Consider the following 13093-nt stretch of genomic DNA (forward strand, 5'->3'; position numbering starts at 1 on the left):
CTTATCTGGAATAGGGTTTGGGTTGATCGCGATAGATGCTGGTTGTGACGACTGGTACATGTAGAGGGCGTCCAGGCGACGGGCCCAGCGTTGTACACATGTGGTCAACGTTCACCGCGGGCGCAGACCGGCAGCGGCGCTCGGGCCGGTTGTGACCGTGGCGTGGGTCGTCAGTAAGGTGCACACGGCCTTTCCGCTGCCGATCCGAGCGACACGCCGATTACCTCCTGAGTCACATTCGCCCCATCGGTCACACTCGACACGTGTTTGCGCGGTGCGCTCCGGCCGGCCAGCCCATGCGCCATCGGGCTGAGGCTCCGCGCGCCGCCTGGGGTGCGGCCACGTGCGGGTTTGGAGCTCGAATTGGTGACGCGAATCGCGCGAAAGTGCCGTGTTTGCAGTGCATTTGACGTCTTACACATGTAGAATTCGATTATGACGAGGCACCAAGAATGACACCCCGACACGCGGCGCGCCTACCCGGTGATGTAGGTAAAACCATGCAGAATTTCTGCCATGGCGGTTCCGTTGGAGTTGCTGAGGCGGCTGGTGGTCCAGCATCGTGTGGCGTTGGCCATGCTGCTGGGCGAGATCGGGCTGGCGTTCGACAAGACCTTGGCCTCGTGGGCAGAAGAGTTTCCCGATCCGATGAGGTTGCACGGCGGAACGCTGTGTTCGGATGTGCGGACCAGGGTGTTGGCGATGAACGCGATCGATGCGCGCTCTCGGTTCGACAACCCGCCGCGCACACCGTCGCGGAGCGCATCGTGCGGGCCGGATTCGACACTGCAGATGTCGTCGGGTCCGGGGGTTTCGGTGCGATTCGGCGATTCAGATATGGCGTTCGCGCGGGTGCGCCATATGTCGCCGAAGGAGGCCGAGGCGCTCGGGGCGGTGGTGCAGCAGTTGGCGATGCCGGCGCCGAAGCCGGGGCGGCAGATGGTGCTCGACGACGACGAGCCGGAGTCGCAGCGGGTGATGGGCCCGCCGGGGATCGGGCAGAACTGGGATTTGGTCCTGTACTGGTGGGAGACCCCGGGCCGGTTGTCGGTGGCCGGAGGCATCCTGGCGATGGTCGAGGAGATCGACACGTCCGACGAGCGGATTGTGGCGTTCGTCGATCTGCCGGCGGCGATCCGACCGAAGACAGCGGCCGAGATTGCTCAGCAGGACGTCGAGGACGACGAGGACGACCGCGACTTCGACGAGCAGTGGCCCGAAAACCCTTCTGCGGGCGAGGATTCGGGGGCTTAGGCGATGGCGTGCTACCGGCCGGAGGCTACCGGGGACGAGGTGGTCGGCGATGACAACCGTCGAGGTGTTCGGCGTCCGGGTCCGCCAGGCCCGGGTGTTGCGGCGACTGTCGGGCACGGCGGTGATGGATCACATGGGGTGGCGCTCGCCTCGGCAGACCCGGTTGGAGCAGGCCGAAACCGCGCTGCTGGATGCTACCGAGTTCAACCGGCTGGCGACGTTGTTGCGGTTCCCGGCGGCGTTTTTCACCACTGCCCCGGTATCGCGAGTGTTCGCTCACGACTTGCTGTTTCGCGCACCGAAATCCACCAGGGTCACCGAGAAGGAGTACCTGGCGGTGTTCGCCAATGTGGTGGGTGATCTGCTCGATCAGCTCAACGGGCAGGCCAAGTTGCCCGCGGTGCGTCTGGAGCCGCTGCCGGCGGGTACCGATGTGGTGACCGCGGCGGCCCAGGCCCGCCAGTGGTTGGGCGTGGAGCCGGGGGTGCCGATCAAGTCGTTGACCTACGAGCTGGAGGCTGCCGGCGTTCCAGTGGTGTTGCGGATGAAGCATTCTCGTATCTCGGGCAGTGTCGACTGGGACAGTGAGGATGAGGATCCGGCCGGAGCGTTGACTGAGAAGCATTTGGGGTGCTCGGCGCGTACCGGTGCCTACCGGGAGCGACCGGTGGTGTTGTTGCGGGCACTGGATTCCTGGGAGCGCACGCGCTGGACGATCGCCCATGAGATCGGGCATTTGGTGTTGCACCGGTATGGCGATGTGAGCGATGCGGAGGAGCGTGAGGCCTCCCGGTTCGCCTCGGAGTTGTTGGCGCCGGCCGAGGCGATCGCACCGGAGATTCCGGTGGCCCCGACTTTGAACGATTTGGTCGATGTGAAGTTGAAGTGGCGGATCTCGTTGGGGGCGTTGATTTTGCACTTGCGCGAGTCGAAGCTGATCGACAATGCGCGGGCGGAGACATTGCAGAAGCAGCTGTATACCAGGATCAACACCGATACCGGGCACACGTGGGGTAAGACCGAGCCGGGTTGGGATGCGCGTAAGCCGGAGCGGCCGCGGTTGCTGCGCAAATGGATCGAGGCCTGCTATGGCACCGCGTCGGCCGAGGCGTTGATGGCGCACAACCTGATTTTCCCGGCGGATCTGATGGCCGATGTGTTGGCCGGTCAGCGTGACGCCCCGGGGCGGGCTCGGCTTCGGGTGGCCCGGGTCAAGAGTGCCGGTGATGGCGACGGCGAGGGGCCCGGTGATGGTGGGCAGATCGTGGTGCCGTTTGAACGGGCCCGCCGGCAGGCCTAGAGAAGCGGTCGGGGGCGGTCGGGGGGATGTCACGCACACAGCGGGTTGCTCTGACCGATCGGCCCGACACCTACACGGTGCTGGGCGCCGATGGCCTGCCGGTCAGGGCGGCTGAGGAGTTCTTGCAGTTTCTGCGCGATGATGAGGCCTCGCCGAACACCGTCAAGGCGTATGCGGCCGGGTTGGCGGCGTGGTGGACGGTGTTGGAACACACCGGCACGGATTGGCGTGAGATCTCCACGGGATTGTTCGGCCAGTTTCTGGCTTATCTGCGCACCGGCGATCTGCCGGGCACCGCGCGCATCGGAGCACCGCAAGGCTGGCTGAGTCCGGCGAGCACGCAGTTGCGGGCGGCGGCGGTGCTGGCGTGCTATCGCTTCCATGCCGATGCGCACGGCCTGGCTGGGCCGTATCAGCGGCTGTTCATCAGTCGCGGCAAGCGCTCCCGGTCACGGTATGTGCCGATGCTGGCCGGGGTGGGGTCGCCGCGGGTCAAGGACCGACCGGTCTACACGGTGCGCCGCGGCAACCGGGCGGCGACACCGGTGTTGTTGCCCGCCCAGGTCAGCGCGATCCTCGACGGCTGCGCCACCCAGAGTGGGCAGCAGTGGTCGGGGCCGGACTCGGGGTTGCGGGACCGGTTGCTGTTCGCGGTGCTGGCCGAGACCGGGATGCGCCTGGGTGAGGCGTTGTCGTTGCGGCACCAGGATTTTCATATCGGCGCCGGGGGCACACCGTTTATCGATGTGGCCGCGCGCCAGGACCATCCGCGCGGGGTGCGCGGTAAGACGCTGCGGGCCCGCCGGATCTATATCGGGGATGACCTGGAGGCACTGTATTCGGCATATGTGTGGCATCTGGTGGACCGCGGGGCCGATCTGGTGGTGCCGGATCTGGACACCCATTTTGTGTTCGTCAACCTGGTCCGTGGCCAGCGGTTCGCCCCGACGCGACCCGAAACCGTCTACGCCAAAGTCGATTCCCTGACCTATCGGTGCCCTGCGCTGCCGCGGCAGTGGACGCCGCACTGGCTGCGCCACACCCATGCCACCGCGCTGCTGCTCTCGGGCGCCCCGCCGCATGTGGTGATGCGCCGGCTGGGTCATGCCGACATTCAGACCACGCTGTCGACCTACGGGTGGGTCACCGAGGACGCCGAGATGCGCACCCTGGCTCAGTGGCGCAACTACGTGGCCGGATGGAAAGGCGTGCACCATGATTCCTCCGACTGATCCGCCGGCGGCGGTGACCGGGGCGGGACCGCTGGGGGCCGCGCACCCGTGGGAAGCGCAGTGGGCTCGGGTTCCCACACCGTGGCGGCGCTCGGTCTACCGGATCGCCACCGCCCCGTTTGACGAGGTGTTCGTCTTCGCAAGCCAGTACCGCCGCCCCGAATACGCCGAGACCGAACGCGACTACACACCGATGGGTGCGCCGGTGCGTTTCGGCCAGGAGATCGCCTGGTGGGTGTGGCTGTGCTGGGATCAACAGCTGCGCAAGATCGAGCCGTCGCTGCTGGGCTGGCTGGCCCGCGCGCTGCCGGGCGCAATCGCCGAGCACACCAGTCGCACCGGGTCTTCGCCGGTCAGCGTCGCTGAGCTGGACCCGACCGAGATGATGCGGCAGGCCACGCTGGTGTTTGAACGGCGCAACCACCGGTTGCCCTCGGCCGGTTCGCGGCGCAACATCGGCCACCTGATCGAGCATCTGCACCTGAGCGTGGCGGTGCGCTGCACCGAGGCCCCGTGGTGGTCGCATGACATCTGGGATCTGCGTGCTGATCCGCGGATTCCGCAACGCGATCATGAACCCAGCCACGACAAGACGGTCCGGCTGCGCGGCATCGAACCGGCCTGGCTGCGTGAAGGATTGCGGTTCTGGCTGCGCAGCGCCTTGACCTACGATCTGCTGACCTGGTCCTCGGTCACCGACCGGTGCCGCAATCTGGGATCGCAGCTGGGCCGGTTCACCCGCAGCCACGGCCACCTCGACGACCCCCTGTTCAGTACCGATCCCGATCGGTTGCGGCAGGTGTTCGTCGATTACCTGGAGTATCTGCGCTCCCCGCAGGCCGCCACCCACTCGCACCGTTTGACCGCGGGCACCGTGGCCAGCCTGCAAGCCCAAACCCAGGCGTTCTACACGTTCATGCACGATCACGCCGCCGAAGCGGCCACCGCCACCGGCAACCCCCGGTGGCGCCAAGCCACGCTGACCCACACCGCGTTGTGGTCGCCGCTGAACGCTCCGCGCCGGCGCCGCGGTGAACGCGACCTGACTTGGTATTCGACCGGGGATCTGCAGCGCATGCTGACCTACCTGGACGTGCTGGCCGCCGATGCCAAGGCCAAGGTGGTGCTGACCCGGGCGGATGGGAATCTGACCGTCCTGCCGGGCCTGGGCGATCCGCAGGCCGCGCGGGTGTGGCTGCTGCAAGCGCTGACCGGGCGGCGCGCCTCCGAAATCCTCATGCTCGACCACGACCCGCTTGAGGCGATTCCCGGACACGACCGTCCCGTGGGCAGCCAACCCGACAGTGCGGCGTTCGTGGCCCGGCTGCGCTATCAGCAGACCAAAGTCGACGGGGTCATCCCGACCATCCTGGTGGAGCAGGCCGTCGTCGACATCATCACCGAACAGCAAGACTGGCTCAAAGCCACCTACCCGCAACTGAATCCGCGGTATCTGTTTCTGGGGCTGAAAAACCAATACCGCGGCCAGCGGCCGCGGCCCTACACCACCTACCGCACGATGCTGGAAAAGCTCGACGCAATGCACTCGATGACCGATCACGCGGGCCGGCCGCTGCGGTTCACCCAAACCCATCGGCTGCGCCATACCCGGGCCACCGAGCTACTCAACGACGGCGTCCCGTTTCACGTCGTTCAGCGCTACCTCGGGCATAAGAGCCCGGAGATGACCGCCCGGTATGCGGCCACCCTGGCAGCCACCGCCGAAGCAGAATTCCTCAAGCACAAAAAGATCGGTGCACATGGCGCCGAGGTGGATATCGCCCCGCACGACATCTACGAGATGACTCAGCTGGCCGCGCGCACCGACCGGGTGCTACCCAACGGGGTGTGTCTGCTGCCGCCGCTGAAGACCTGCGACAAGGGCAACGCCTGTCTATCGTGCGGGCATTTCGCCACCGACGCCACGCATCTGGGCGAGTTGCGTGCGCAATTGGCCGCCACCGAAGCACTGATCGCCACCCGCCGTGAGCAGTACCGGGCACGCGCCGGACGCGAGCTGACCGACGACAACATCTGGATCATCGAGCGGCGCCGCGAAATCGCCTCGCTGCAGGCCATCATCGATCGCCTCAACACACCCGGGCAGACACCAGGGCAGGGATCGGTGGCCGGCGCGGGGACCGCGCCTCGGTTGCCGCTGCTGCAGATCCAGACCCGCGGGGCACACCAGTCGGCTCTCGACAAGGCCGGCCAACCGCGCCCACGCCCCGGCGGGCGGTGAGTATGCCCCGTTCCCTCGACGGGCTGCGCCGTGCTTCGACCAAGAGCCGCAACCAAGCCCGCGCCAAGATCAAAAAGGCGCTGCGCGAAATGCAACGCAAAGGCCTGACCATCAACCCCAACGCCCTGGCCCGCTACGCCGATGTCTCCCGCAAGACCATCTACAACCACGCCGACCTGCTGGCCGAGGTCAAAGCCGCCGCCAACACTCCTGCGCCACGGCTGAGCACCGCGGCCCCCGACAACGCCGCGACGCCCTCGAGTGTCACCGCAGCGCTGCGTGAACAGCTGCGCACCCAAAAACGCGGCTACGAAACCACCATCAGCGCACTCAAAGCCGAAATCAAACAGCTCAAACACGACCTGGCCGCCGCCCACGGTGAAATCCACCGCCTGGGCGCCACCGGTGAGCACGGCACCGCCCGGCAAGGATGACACCGGCAGCCCAACCCCGGCGAAATGGTCGAGCTGCGCCCGGCAAAACAGGAGCGGGGTTACCTGTTGGCCGTATTGCGGTGTCCTTGACTGTCGCTGACGGGGTAAGGGATTGGTTCTGATCGTGAGCGACAGTGTTATCTGTAGGGATGTCCTTGATGGTCGGTTGCCGGTGTTTTCGAACTCTCGGTCGGCGGTCGGGCGCGAGTCAACGTTCTCGCTGGTGACCGCCGTGGGTGGCGGGGATGTGTAGTGGCGTCACCGTTGCCGTGCGGGTCTGGTCGGCAACCGGAGCGGCGGGTTGGCTGTCCGATGGGGTGTGGATGCTGAGGAGCGCCCGGCGCTCGTGGATGAGGGTGTTGATCCGGATGACGAGCAGGTGGTGATGGCGGTTGCTGTTGTGCGGTGGGAGTTGTCGCTGCTGCTCGGCCAGGGCGGCTGGTGGGTGAGTTCGGCGATTGCCGAGCAACCCGCTGACGAGGTGGCAGCGGCCGGTGCGAGCGAAATTGGCTGCCACACCGGATGGTTCACCCACGTCGCCGGATGCCGCGGATTGACGTTCGACGTTGCCTGGTGTCGTCGAGCCATTTCTGGAAGAGCTCAGTTCGACGATCCCGTCTGCGGAACCGCAATCGTCGTCGGTCGACTGTCGTCTGAGGTGAGGCAGTGGCCGAGTCGACGAATCGACGAACGGGTGGCTATGAGTGCAGCCACTCCCATGCCTGGTTGAGTTGACTGCGGGGGAAAGTCCGCAGTTCGCCGCGCAGCAGCAACGTAGCGGGTGCTTTTACGCACCATTCCTCCCATGTCGGGGCACCCACCATGGCGATCTTGTCGAAGTCCCGTCGGTGCTTGACGTCGAAAACCGTGTTGGCCCACGCCGCGGGAACACTCCAGCCCCTAAACGATTCGTCGATGAGGATCAACACCCGCAGTGACGCGAAGCGCTCCAACAACGACTCGATGCGCGGCGCGAGCACGTCGCGGTAGCTCCCTCGGTACAGCTTGCCGCGAAAACTGATCCCGACGACATTGCCGGTCGTGTCCGGCAGGAACTCGATCACAGCCTCACCGCCTCGTGAAGAGGGTGTCAGTGTGCGCGGGGTGCGTACATGATCACCGCCACCCCGGCCATGCAGACCAGGGCCCCGATCACATCCCAGCGATCGGGCCGAAACCCATCCAGCGCCATGCCCCAGACCAGCGATCCCGCGACGAACACCCCACCGTAGGCCGCCAGAATCCGGCCGAAGTGAGCGTCGGGCTGCAGGGTAGCGACAAACCCGTAGACGCCGAGCGCGATCACTCCCAGCCCGGCCCACAGCCAGCCGCGTTGTTCGCGGACGCCTTGCCATACCAGCCACGCACCGCCGATCTCGGCTACCGCGGCCAGCACGAATAACAGGATTGAACGCACCACCATGATCGGTGACCCTAGGCGATCGGGCCCGACGTTGAGGGGCTGCAGCACCCCTGGGTGCCACCTCCCATCGCGCTATCGTTCCCGGTAGTGAATGGCAGTGGGCAGCAAGGACTCTCGACGCATGCCAGGAGATCGTCACAGCCGGCGGCCAGCGCGGCGCGCAGCGTGTCGCGCACCGCGGTCAGCTCGACCAATTTCTCGTCGACCTCGGCCAGCTTGGCCGCGGCCCGTGCCTGCAGCCCCACATCAGAACGGCCACCGAGGCGGGTGGCGGCCAACAATTCGGCGACTTCGTCGAGGGTGAAGCCCAAACGCTGGGCGGCTTTGATCACCCGCATCATGGTGACCGTTTCCGGCGGATACAGCCGATGCCCACCCAGCGACCGTTGCGGCTCACGCAGCAGACCGCGGCGCTCGTAATAGCGCAGCGTGTCAATGTTCACCCCCGCCGCGGCCGCGACCTGCCCGCTGCGCAATCCCGTCCCGTTCACCGTGGGCCCCGCACAGCTGCTGCGACCCGCTCGGTCACGGCATCAAGCACCTCGGCCCGCGACGGCGGCACCTCGATGCGCATGACCACATTCGACCCGTCCGAGTCGAACTCGAAGCCGAAGAACGAGCAGCAGCCGACTTCACGCGCGGCCAGGTCACGGGCGTCGTCCTCGGCATCGGCGGCCAGGGCCAGGTCCAACCGGGTGGCACTGGGTCGGTCCCAACCCAGCACTGCTTGACCGAACAACCGGTCGAACTCGGCCACCCGCAGCGGTTGCTCGGCCGTCGGTAACGAACACGACTCGGGCACCCAGCCGGGGGGTTCATCGAACGCCATAGCTCGACGATAAACCTGTACCTAGGTACGGAATGCAACCCTGCATGGCCAGGCACGCTGGCACGCCGTGCTCGACCGGGGCAGCACCCCACCACAGCACCTGACCACCATCTTTTCGGTGTTCGGGCGCGACGGTCAACGGATCGTTGCGGTTGGCGCTGGTGCGGTGGCCGGCTGGGCGGCAGCGATCTCCTCGTCGAGGGGTTTGGTGCGCCCAGCGCGGACGCCGTTGGCGATGACGACGATCTCGGCGAGTTCGTGCACCGCGACGACGGCGGCCAACCCCAATATTCCGGTGAGGGCCAGCGGGATGAGTACGGTGATCAAGCCCAAGGAGAGTCCGACGTTTTGCAGCATGATGCGCCGGGCCCGGCGGGCGTGATCGAGGGCTTGGGTGAGGTGGCGCAGGTCTTCGCCCATGAGGGCGACGTCGGCGGTTTCGATGGCCACGTCGGTGCCCATCGCCCCCATGGCGATGCCCAGGTCGGCAGTCGCCAGGGCGGGAGCGTCGTTGACGCCGTCACCGACCATGGCGGTCGATTGTTGTTGGCGCAGTTGAGCGATCAGGGCGGCTTTGTCTTCGGGTCGCAGGTCGGCATGCACGGTGTCGATCCCGACCTGTTCAGCGAGGGCGGTCGCGGTCGCTGGGTTGTCGCCGGTCAACATCGCCACCCGATAGCCGCCGCGGCGCAGCGCCGCGACGACGTGGGCGGCTTCGGGGCGCAGTTCGTCACGCACCGCGATCGCGCCGATCAGGTGGTCGTGGTCTTCGACGAGGACCGCGGTGGCGCCGCCGGCCTGCATCGCGGCGACCTGGTCGGCCAGCGGGCCGGCATCGAGCCAGCCGGGTCTCCCGAGCCGCAGCCGGCGGCCGTCACGGTGGCCGGTGAGCCCGGCGCCGGTGACCGCTTCGACATCCTCGGCCGGGCGGACCGGGCCATCGGTGGCGGCGAGGATCGCTGCGGCCAGGGGATGTTCGCTGCGCGCCTCCAACCCGGCCGCCACGTCGAGCACCTGTTCGCGGGTGGCCCCGTTGGTGGTGGCCACGTCGATGACGGTGGGTTTGTTGGCGGTCAGGGTGCCGGTCTTATCCAGGGCGATGGTGCGCACCGCGCCGAGGGCTTCCAGCGCGGCGCCGCCTTTGACCAGGACACCGAGCTTGCTGGCCGCGCCGATCGCCGCGACCACGGTGACCGGCACCGAAATCGCCAGCGCGCACGGCGACGCGGCGACCAGTACCACCAGGGCGCGTTCGATCCACACCACCGGATCACCCAGGATTGACCCGATGGCAGCGATCGCGGCGGCGGCGATCATGATGGCCGGGACGAGGGGTTTGGCGATGCGGTCGGCCAGGCGCTGGGCTTCACCTTTACGGGATTGTTCGGCTTCCACGATGGCCACGATGCGGGCCAGGGAGTTATCCGCGGCGGTGCTGGTGACCTCGACCTCCAGCACGCCGGTGCCGTTGATCGACCCGGCGAACACCTCACCGCCGGGCCCGGCTTCCACCGGTACGGATTCGCCGGTGATCGCCGAAACATCCAGTGCGGTGCGCCCCGACACGATGGTGCCGTCGGTGGCGACCCGTTCGCCGGGTTTGACCAGCATCCGATCGCCGACCCGCAACTCGTTGGGCGCAACGACCGTTTCGGTGCCGTCGCGCAGGACGGTGGCCTGATCGGGCACCAGTGACAGCAATGCGCGCAGGCCGCGGCGGGTGCGGGCCAGTGAGTATTCTTCCAGCCCCTCGCTGATCGAGAACAGGAACGCCAGCATGGCGGCCTCGCCGACCTCGCCGAGGATCACCGCGCCGACCGCGGCGATCGTCATCAGCGTGCCGACCCCGATCTGGCCTTTGGCCAGCCGCCGCACGGTCGAGGGCACGAACGTCGCAGCCCCGATCGCCAACGCCAGCGCGTACAGGCCGATTTCGATCGGCCGCGGCCCGTCGGTCCAGCCCACGACGTAGCCGGCCAGCAGCAGCACCCCGGCCGCGGCGGCGGCGCGTAGTTCGCTGACCTCCCAGAGCCGTTCGGGTTCGCGTTCGTCCTCGTCGCGGTCGTTGCCGCAGCCGCACGCTTCGCTCATCGTGTTGCCTTCTTCCGCGTGGTGGGGTGGCCGTAGTTGGGGCACAACGCGACCGCGTTGCCGGTGGCCTCCAGCACCGCTTCGGCGGCGCGAAACATCTCCAACAGCTCCGGGCGGGCCAGCCGGTACACCGAGGCCCGGCCCTGCGGCCGGTAATCGAGCAGGCCGCAGTCGCGCAGGCAGGCCAGATGCGCCGACACCGTCGACTGCGCCAACCCCAGCTCGCCGGTCAGATCCACCACCCGGGCCTCACCCACGGCCAGCCGCCGCAGGATCGCCAACCGGGTGCCATCGGACAGGCTGTGAAACAACGCCGTCGCCGCATCCAAGCTCCCGCACACCGGGGCCTCGACCACACCACTTTTCATCGCCACACGACGATGATAGCGTCACACATCATTGATCGGTCAAGCCGGGCAACATCGCCAAGCAACGATGCCGGGGTGGGTTTGGTCAAGCCGGCCGGGAAGGGGGCGTGCGCGATGGCCTATGCGGCGCTGGGCTTGTTTGTGGTGTTGATGCTGGTGATCGGGGCGTGGCGGCGCCGGATTCAGCTGGCCCGCACCGGTGACAGCGGCAACCGGCGCGGTTGGCGCCCCGAGCCGACGCTGGAGTGGTGGGCGCTGGCGGTCGCCGATGTGGGGTATCTGCTGGTGGGGGTCGGGGCACCGGCCGCCGCCCTGGCCGGCCTGTCTGCCCTGGGCGTTTTCGACCGCGGATGGGTGCAGGGGTTCGGGGTCGTGGTGGTGGCCGGCGGGATCGTGCTGACCTTGGTCGCGCAGTTGGGGTTGGGGGCGTCGTGGCGGATCGGGGTCGACGACACCGAAACCACCGAGCTGGTCACCACCGGCCCGTTCGCGCTGGTGCGCAACCCGATCTTCACCGCGCTGCTGGTCACCTTGATCGGCCTGGCGCTGATGGTGGGCAACCTGGTGGCGATCGCCGGGCTGGTGATCGCGGTCGTAGGGATCGAGGTGCAGGTGCGTGGGGTGGAGGAACCCTATCTGCGCCGGGTCCATGGCCGCGCCTACACCGATTACGCCGCTACGGTGGGCCGCTTCCTGCCGTGGATCGGCCGCATCCGCGATCGTCAGATGATGCGGGGCCAATGATGTTGCCCGACACCACCATTGACTTCACCACGGTGGAGGTGACGGTGGCCTTCGTCGACTTGGCCGGCTACAGCGTGCTCACCGAGGCCTGCGGCGATCGGGAGGCCGCCCAGTTGGCGGCGCGGCTGGCCGACCTCGCCCACGCCGCCCTCGGGCCCGGGGTGCAGGTGGTGAAGACGATTGGGGATGCGGTCATGCTGGCCGCCGCCACCCCCAGCCAGATGATGGCCACGATCACCGTCCTGGCCGACCGGGTGGCCGCTGCCGACGGATTTCTGCCGATACGGGCCGGCATCCACCACGGGCCCGCCATCGGCCGCGGCGGCGATTTCTTTGGGCATGCGGTCAATATCGCCGCCCGCATCACCGCCCTGGCCGGCGCCGGCGACGCGGTGCTGACCGACGCGATCGTGCCGGCGGCCACCGGGATCGGGTTGCCCACCACACCGATCGGTGCGCCGGTGCTGCGCAATATCACCACCGCGGTCCCGCTGCACCGGATCGCGCTGGCCGCGGCCCGTTATCCGCGTGACCCGGTCTGCGGCATGCGTATCGACCCGGCGACCGCACCCGCTCACCGCCACCACGGCGGCCGGGATTGGTGGTTCTGCTCGGCCGACTGCGCCGACCCTTCGCCGCGCCACTCGTGACGGCCCGCCGCGGGGCTATTCACCACGGTGACCGCACCCCTCGAAAGCAACCCCGACAGCGCCCCTTGGGCTACGTGCAGCAGTTCGGGTCGAGCACCACGCACAGGGCTTGCAGGGCTTCGGGTTTCACCCGGTGAAAAACGTTCATGCCGCGCCGATCGGAGATCACCAGCCCGGCCTTACGCAGCTGCCCGAAGTGATGACTCACGGTGGATTCGGCCAGATCGAGCACCGCGGCCAGATGCGCGCTGGTCTCCCCCCGGGGCGCGAACTGAACATCAGCGACATGATCTTCACCCGTACCGGGTCGGCCAGCGCCTTCAGCCGCATCGCCACCTCCAGGGCATCGGCGTCGCTGAGCGGCCCGGCGGCCACCGGGGCGCAGCACACCGGGGCGGACATGTCGATCACGGGCAACGCTTTGGGCATGACAACCATCCTGCCACAATTCTTGACATATATCGAAAAGGTGGCATTCTGAGCGGGACGCGTCAGTTCGATATATGTCTCATCCTCAGTGGAGGTG

Annotated in this window: 14 protein-coding genes and 1 pseudogene; 7 read left to right on the forward strand and 8 right to left on the reverse strand. The window is 67.4% G+C overall.

The features are described 5' to 3' along the window. Nucleotides 1-516: 516 nt before the first annotated feature. The 5 genes from ACNQS7_RS01360 to ACNQS7_RS01380 are packed head-to-tail and all read left to right on the forward strand — an operon-like array spanning nucleotide 517 to nucleotide 6462. Entirely contained in the window at nucleotides 517-1254 is a 738-nt protein-coding gene (locus ACNQS7_RS01360) for a hypothetical protein (RefSeq protein ID WP_011855061.1), read from the forward strand. Nucleotides 1255-1303: 49 nt separating this feature from the next. Then, nucleotides 1304-2554, forward strand: coding sequence for an ImmA/IrrE family metallo-endopeptidase (locus tag ACNQS7_RS01365; RefSeq protein WP_120795196.1), 1251 nt, complete (start codon nucleotides 1304-1306; stop codon nucleotides 2552-2554). Between the two features lie 26 nt (nucleotides 2555-2580). After that, nucleotides 2581-3786, forward strand: coding sequence for a tyrosine-type recombinase/integrase (locus ACNQS7_RS01370; RefSeq protein ID WP_133449260.1), 1206 nt, complete (start codon nucleotides 2581-2583; stop codon nucleotides 3784-3786). Further along, nucleotides 3773-6028 carry a tyrosine-type recombinase/integrase gene (locus tag ACNQS7_RS01375; RefSeq protein ID WP_205879846.1) on the forward strand — a complete coding sequence of 752 codons (2256 nt, stop codon included), beginning with the start codon at nucleotides 3773-3775 and terminating at the stop codon, nucleotides 6026-6028. The genes ACNQS7_RS01370 and ACNQS7_RS01375 overlap by 14 nt, the downstream gene beginning before the upstream one ends. A gap of 2 nt (nucleotides 6029-6030) precedes the next feature. Beyond that, the gene (locus ACNQS7_RS01380; protein ID WP_120795200.1) at nucleotides 6031-6462 is read left to right on the forward strand and encodes a transposase; all 432 of its coding nucleotides are present in this window, start codon (nucleotides 6031-6033) and stop codon (nucleotides 6460-6462) included. Between the two features lie 208 nt (nucleotides 6463-6670). Here the strand turns inward: ACNQS7_RS01380 and ACNQS7_RS01385 are convergent, their stop codons facing one another. From ACNQS7_RS01385 to ACNQS7_RS01415, 7 genes are all read right to left on the reverse strand, one after another. After that, nucleotides 6671-6997: a hypothetical protein gene (locus tag ACNQS7_RS01385; RefSeq protein ID WP_120795201.1), complete on the reverse strand. Its 327-nt coding sequence runs from the start codon at nucleotides 6995-6997 to the stop codon at nucleotides 6671-6673. Nucleotides 6998-7160: 163 nt separating this feature from the next. Next, on the reverse strand, nucleotides 7161-7526 hold the full coding sequence (locus tag ACNQS7_RS01390; RefSeq protein WP_120795202.1) for an STAS/SEC14 domain-containing protein: 366 nt from the start codon (nucleotides 7524-7526) through the stop codon (nucleotides 7161-7163). A 26-nt stretch (nucleotides 7527-7552) separates the two neighbouring features. Further along, the gene (locus tag ACNQS7_RS01395) at nucleotides 7553-7885 is read right to left on the reverse strand and encodes a YnfA family protein (protein WP_120795203.1); all 333 of its coding nucleotides are present in this window, start codon (nucleotides 7883-7885) and stop codon (nucleotides 7553-7555) included. Nucleotides 7886-7896: 11 nt separating this feature from the next. Further along, nucleotides 7897-8376, reverse strand: a complete 480-nt coding sequence (locus ACNQS7_RS01400; protein WP_133449261.1) for a MerR family transcriptional regulator — start codon at nucleotides 8374-8376, stop codon at nucleotides 7897-7899. After that, nucleotides 8373-8714 (reverse strand): hypothetical protein, encoded by a 342-nt coding sequence (locus ACNQS7_RS01405; RefSeq protein WP_120795205.1) that lies wholly within the window; start codon nucleotides 8712-8714, stop codon nucleotides 8373-8375. The genes ACNQS7_RS01400 and ACNQS7_RS01405 overlap by 4 nt, the downstream gene beginning before the upstream one ends. A gap of 135 nt (nucleotides 8715-8849) precedes the next feature. Next, entirely contained in the window at nucleotides 8850-10805 is a 1956-nt protein-coding gene (locus tag ACNQS7_RS01410) for a heavy metal translocating P-type ATPase (RefSeq protein WP_240743953.1), read from the reverse strand. Further along, nucleotides 10802-11173, reverse strand: a complete 372-nt coding sequence (locus ACNQS7_RS01415) for an ArsR/SmtB family transcription factor (RefSeq protein ID WP_133449308.1) — start codon at nucleotides 11171-11173, stop codon at nucleotides 10802-10804. The genes ACNQS7_RS01410 and ACNQS7_RS01415 overlap by 4 nt, the downstream gene beginning before the upstream one ends. A gap of 75 nt (nucleotides 11174-11248) precedes the next feature. Between ACNQS7_RS01415 and ACNQS7_RS01420 the strand changes: the two genes are divergently transcribed. Beyond that, a complete protein-coding gene (locus ACNQS7_RS01420) occupies nucleotides 11249-11917 on the forward strand; it encodes a methyltransferase family protein (protein ID WP_240743954.1) in 669 nt (222 codons plus the stop codon). After that, nucleotides 11914-12567, forward strand: coding sequence for an adenylate/guanylate cyclase domain-containing protein (locus ACNQS7_RS01425; protein WP_133449262.1), 654 nt, complete (start codon nucleotides 11914-11916; stop codon nucleotides 12565-12567). Before ACNQS7_RS01420 ends, ACNQS7_RS01425 begins: the two co-directional genes overlap by 4 nt. A 70-nt stretch (nucleotides 12568-12637) precedes the next feature. Here the strand turns inward: ACNQS7_RS01425 and ACNQS7_RS01430 are convergent. After that, nucleotides 12638-12996: pseudogene (locus tag ACNQS7_RS01430) on the reverse strand (Rv2640c family ArsR-like transcriptional regulator). Between the last annotated feature and the right edge of the window lie 97 nt (nucleotides 12997-13093).

It is taken from the genome of Mycobacterium sp. 23 (genome assembly GCF_048287075.1).
Classification (GTDB): Bacteria; Actinomycetota; Actinomycetes; order Mycobacteriales; family Mycobacteriaceae; genus Mycobacterium; species Mycobacterium gordonae_B.

Coding starts and splice junctions, on each gene's coding strand:
- ACNQS7_RS01415 (WP_133449308.1), bottom strand. CDS start 11,173: ATGAAAAGTGGTGTGGTCGAGGCCCCGGTGTGCGGGAGCTTGGATGCG.
- ACNQS7_RS01405 (WP_120795205.1), bottom strand. CDS start 8,714: ATGGCGTTCGATGAACCCCCCGGCTGGGTGCCCGAGTCGTGTTCGTTA.
- ACNQS7_RS01425 (WP_133449262.1), top strand. CDS start 11,914: ATGATGTTGCCCGACACCACCATTGACTTCACCACGGTGGAGGTGACG.
- ACNQS7_RS01395 (WP_120795203.1), bottom strand. CDS start 7,885: ATGGTGGTGCGTTCAATCCTGTTATTCGTGCTGGCCGCGGTAGCCGAG.
- ACNQS7_RS01410 (WP_240743953.1), bottom strand. CDS start 10,805: ATGAGCGAAGCGTGCGGCTGCGGCAACGACCGCGACGAGGACGAACGC.
- ACNQS7_RS01365 (WP_120795196.1), top strand. CDS start 1,304: ATGACAACCGTCGAGGTGTTCGGCGTCCGGGTCCGCCAGGCCCGGGTG.
- ACNQS7_RS01360 (WP_011855061.1), top strand. CDS start 517: ATGGCGGTTCCGTTGGAGTTGCTGAGGCGGCTGGTGGTCCAGCATCGT.
- ACNQS7_RS01370 (WP_133449260.1), top strand. CDS start 2,581: ATGTCACGCACACAGCGGGTTGCTCTGACCGATCGGCCCGACACCTAC.
- ACNQS7_RS01380 (WP_120795200.1), top strand. CDS start 6,031: ATGCCCCGTTCCCTCGACGGGCTGCGCCGTGCTTCGACCAAGAGCCGC.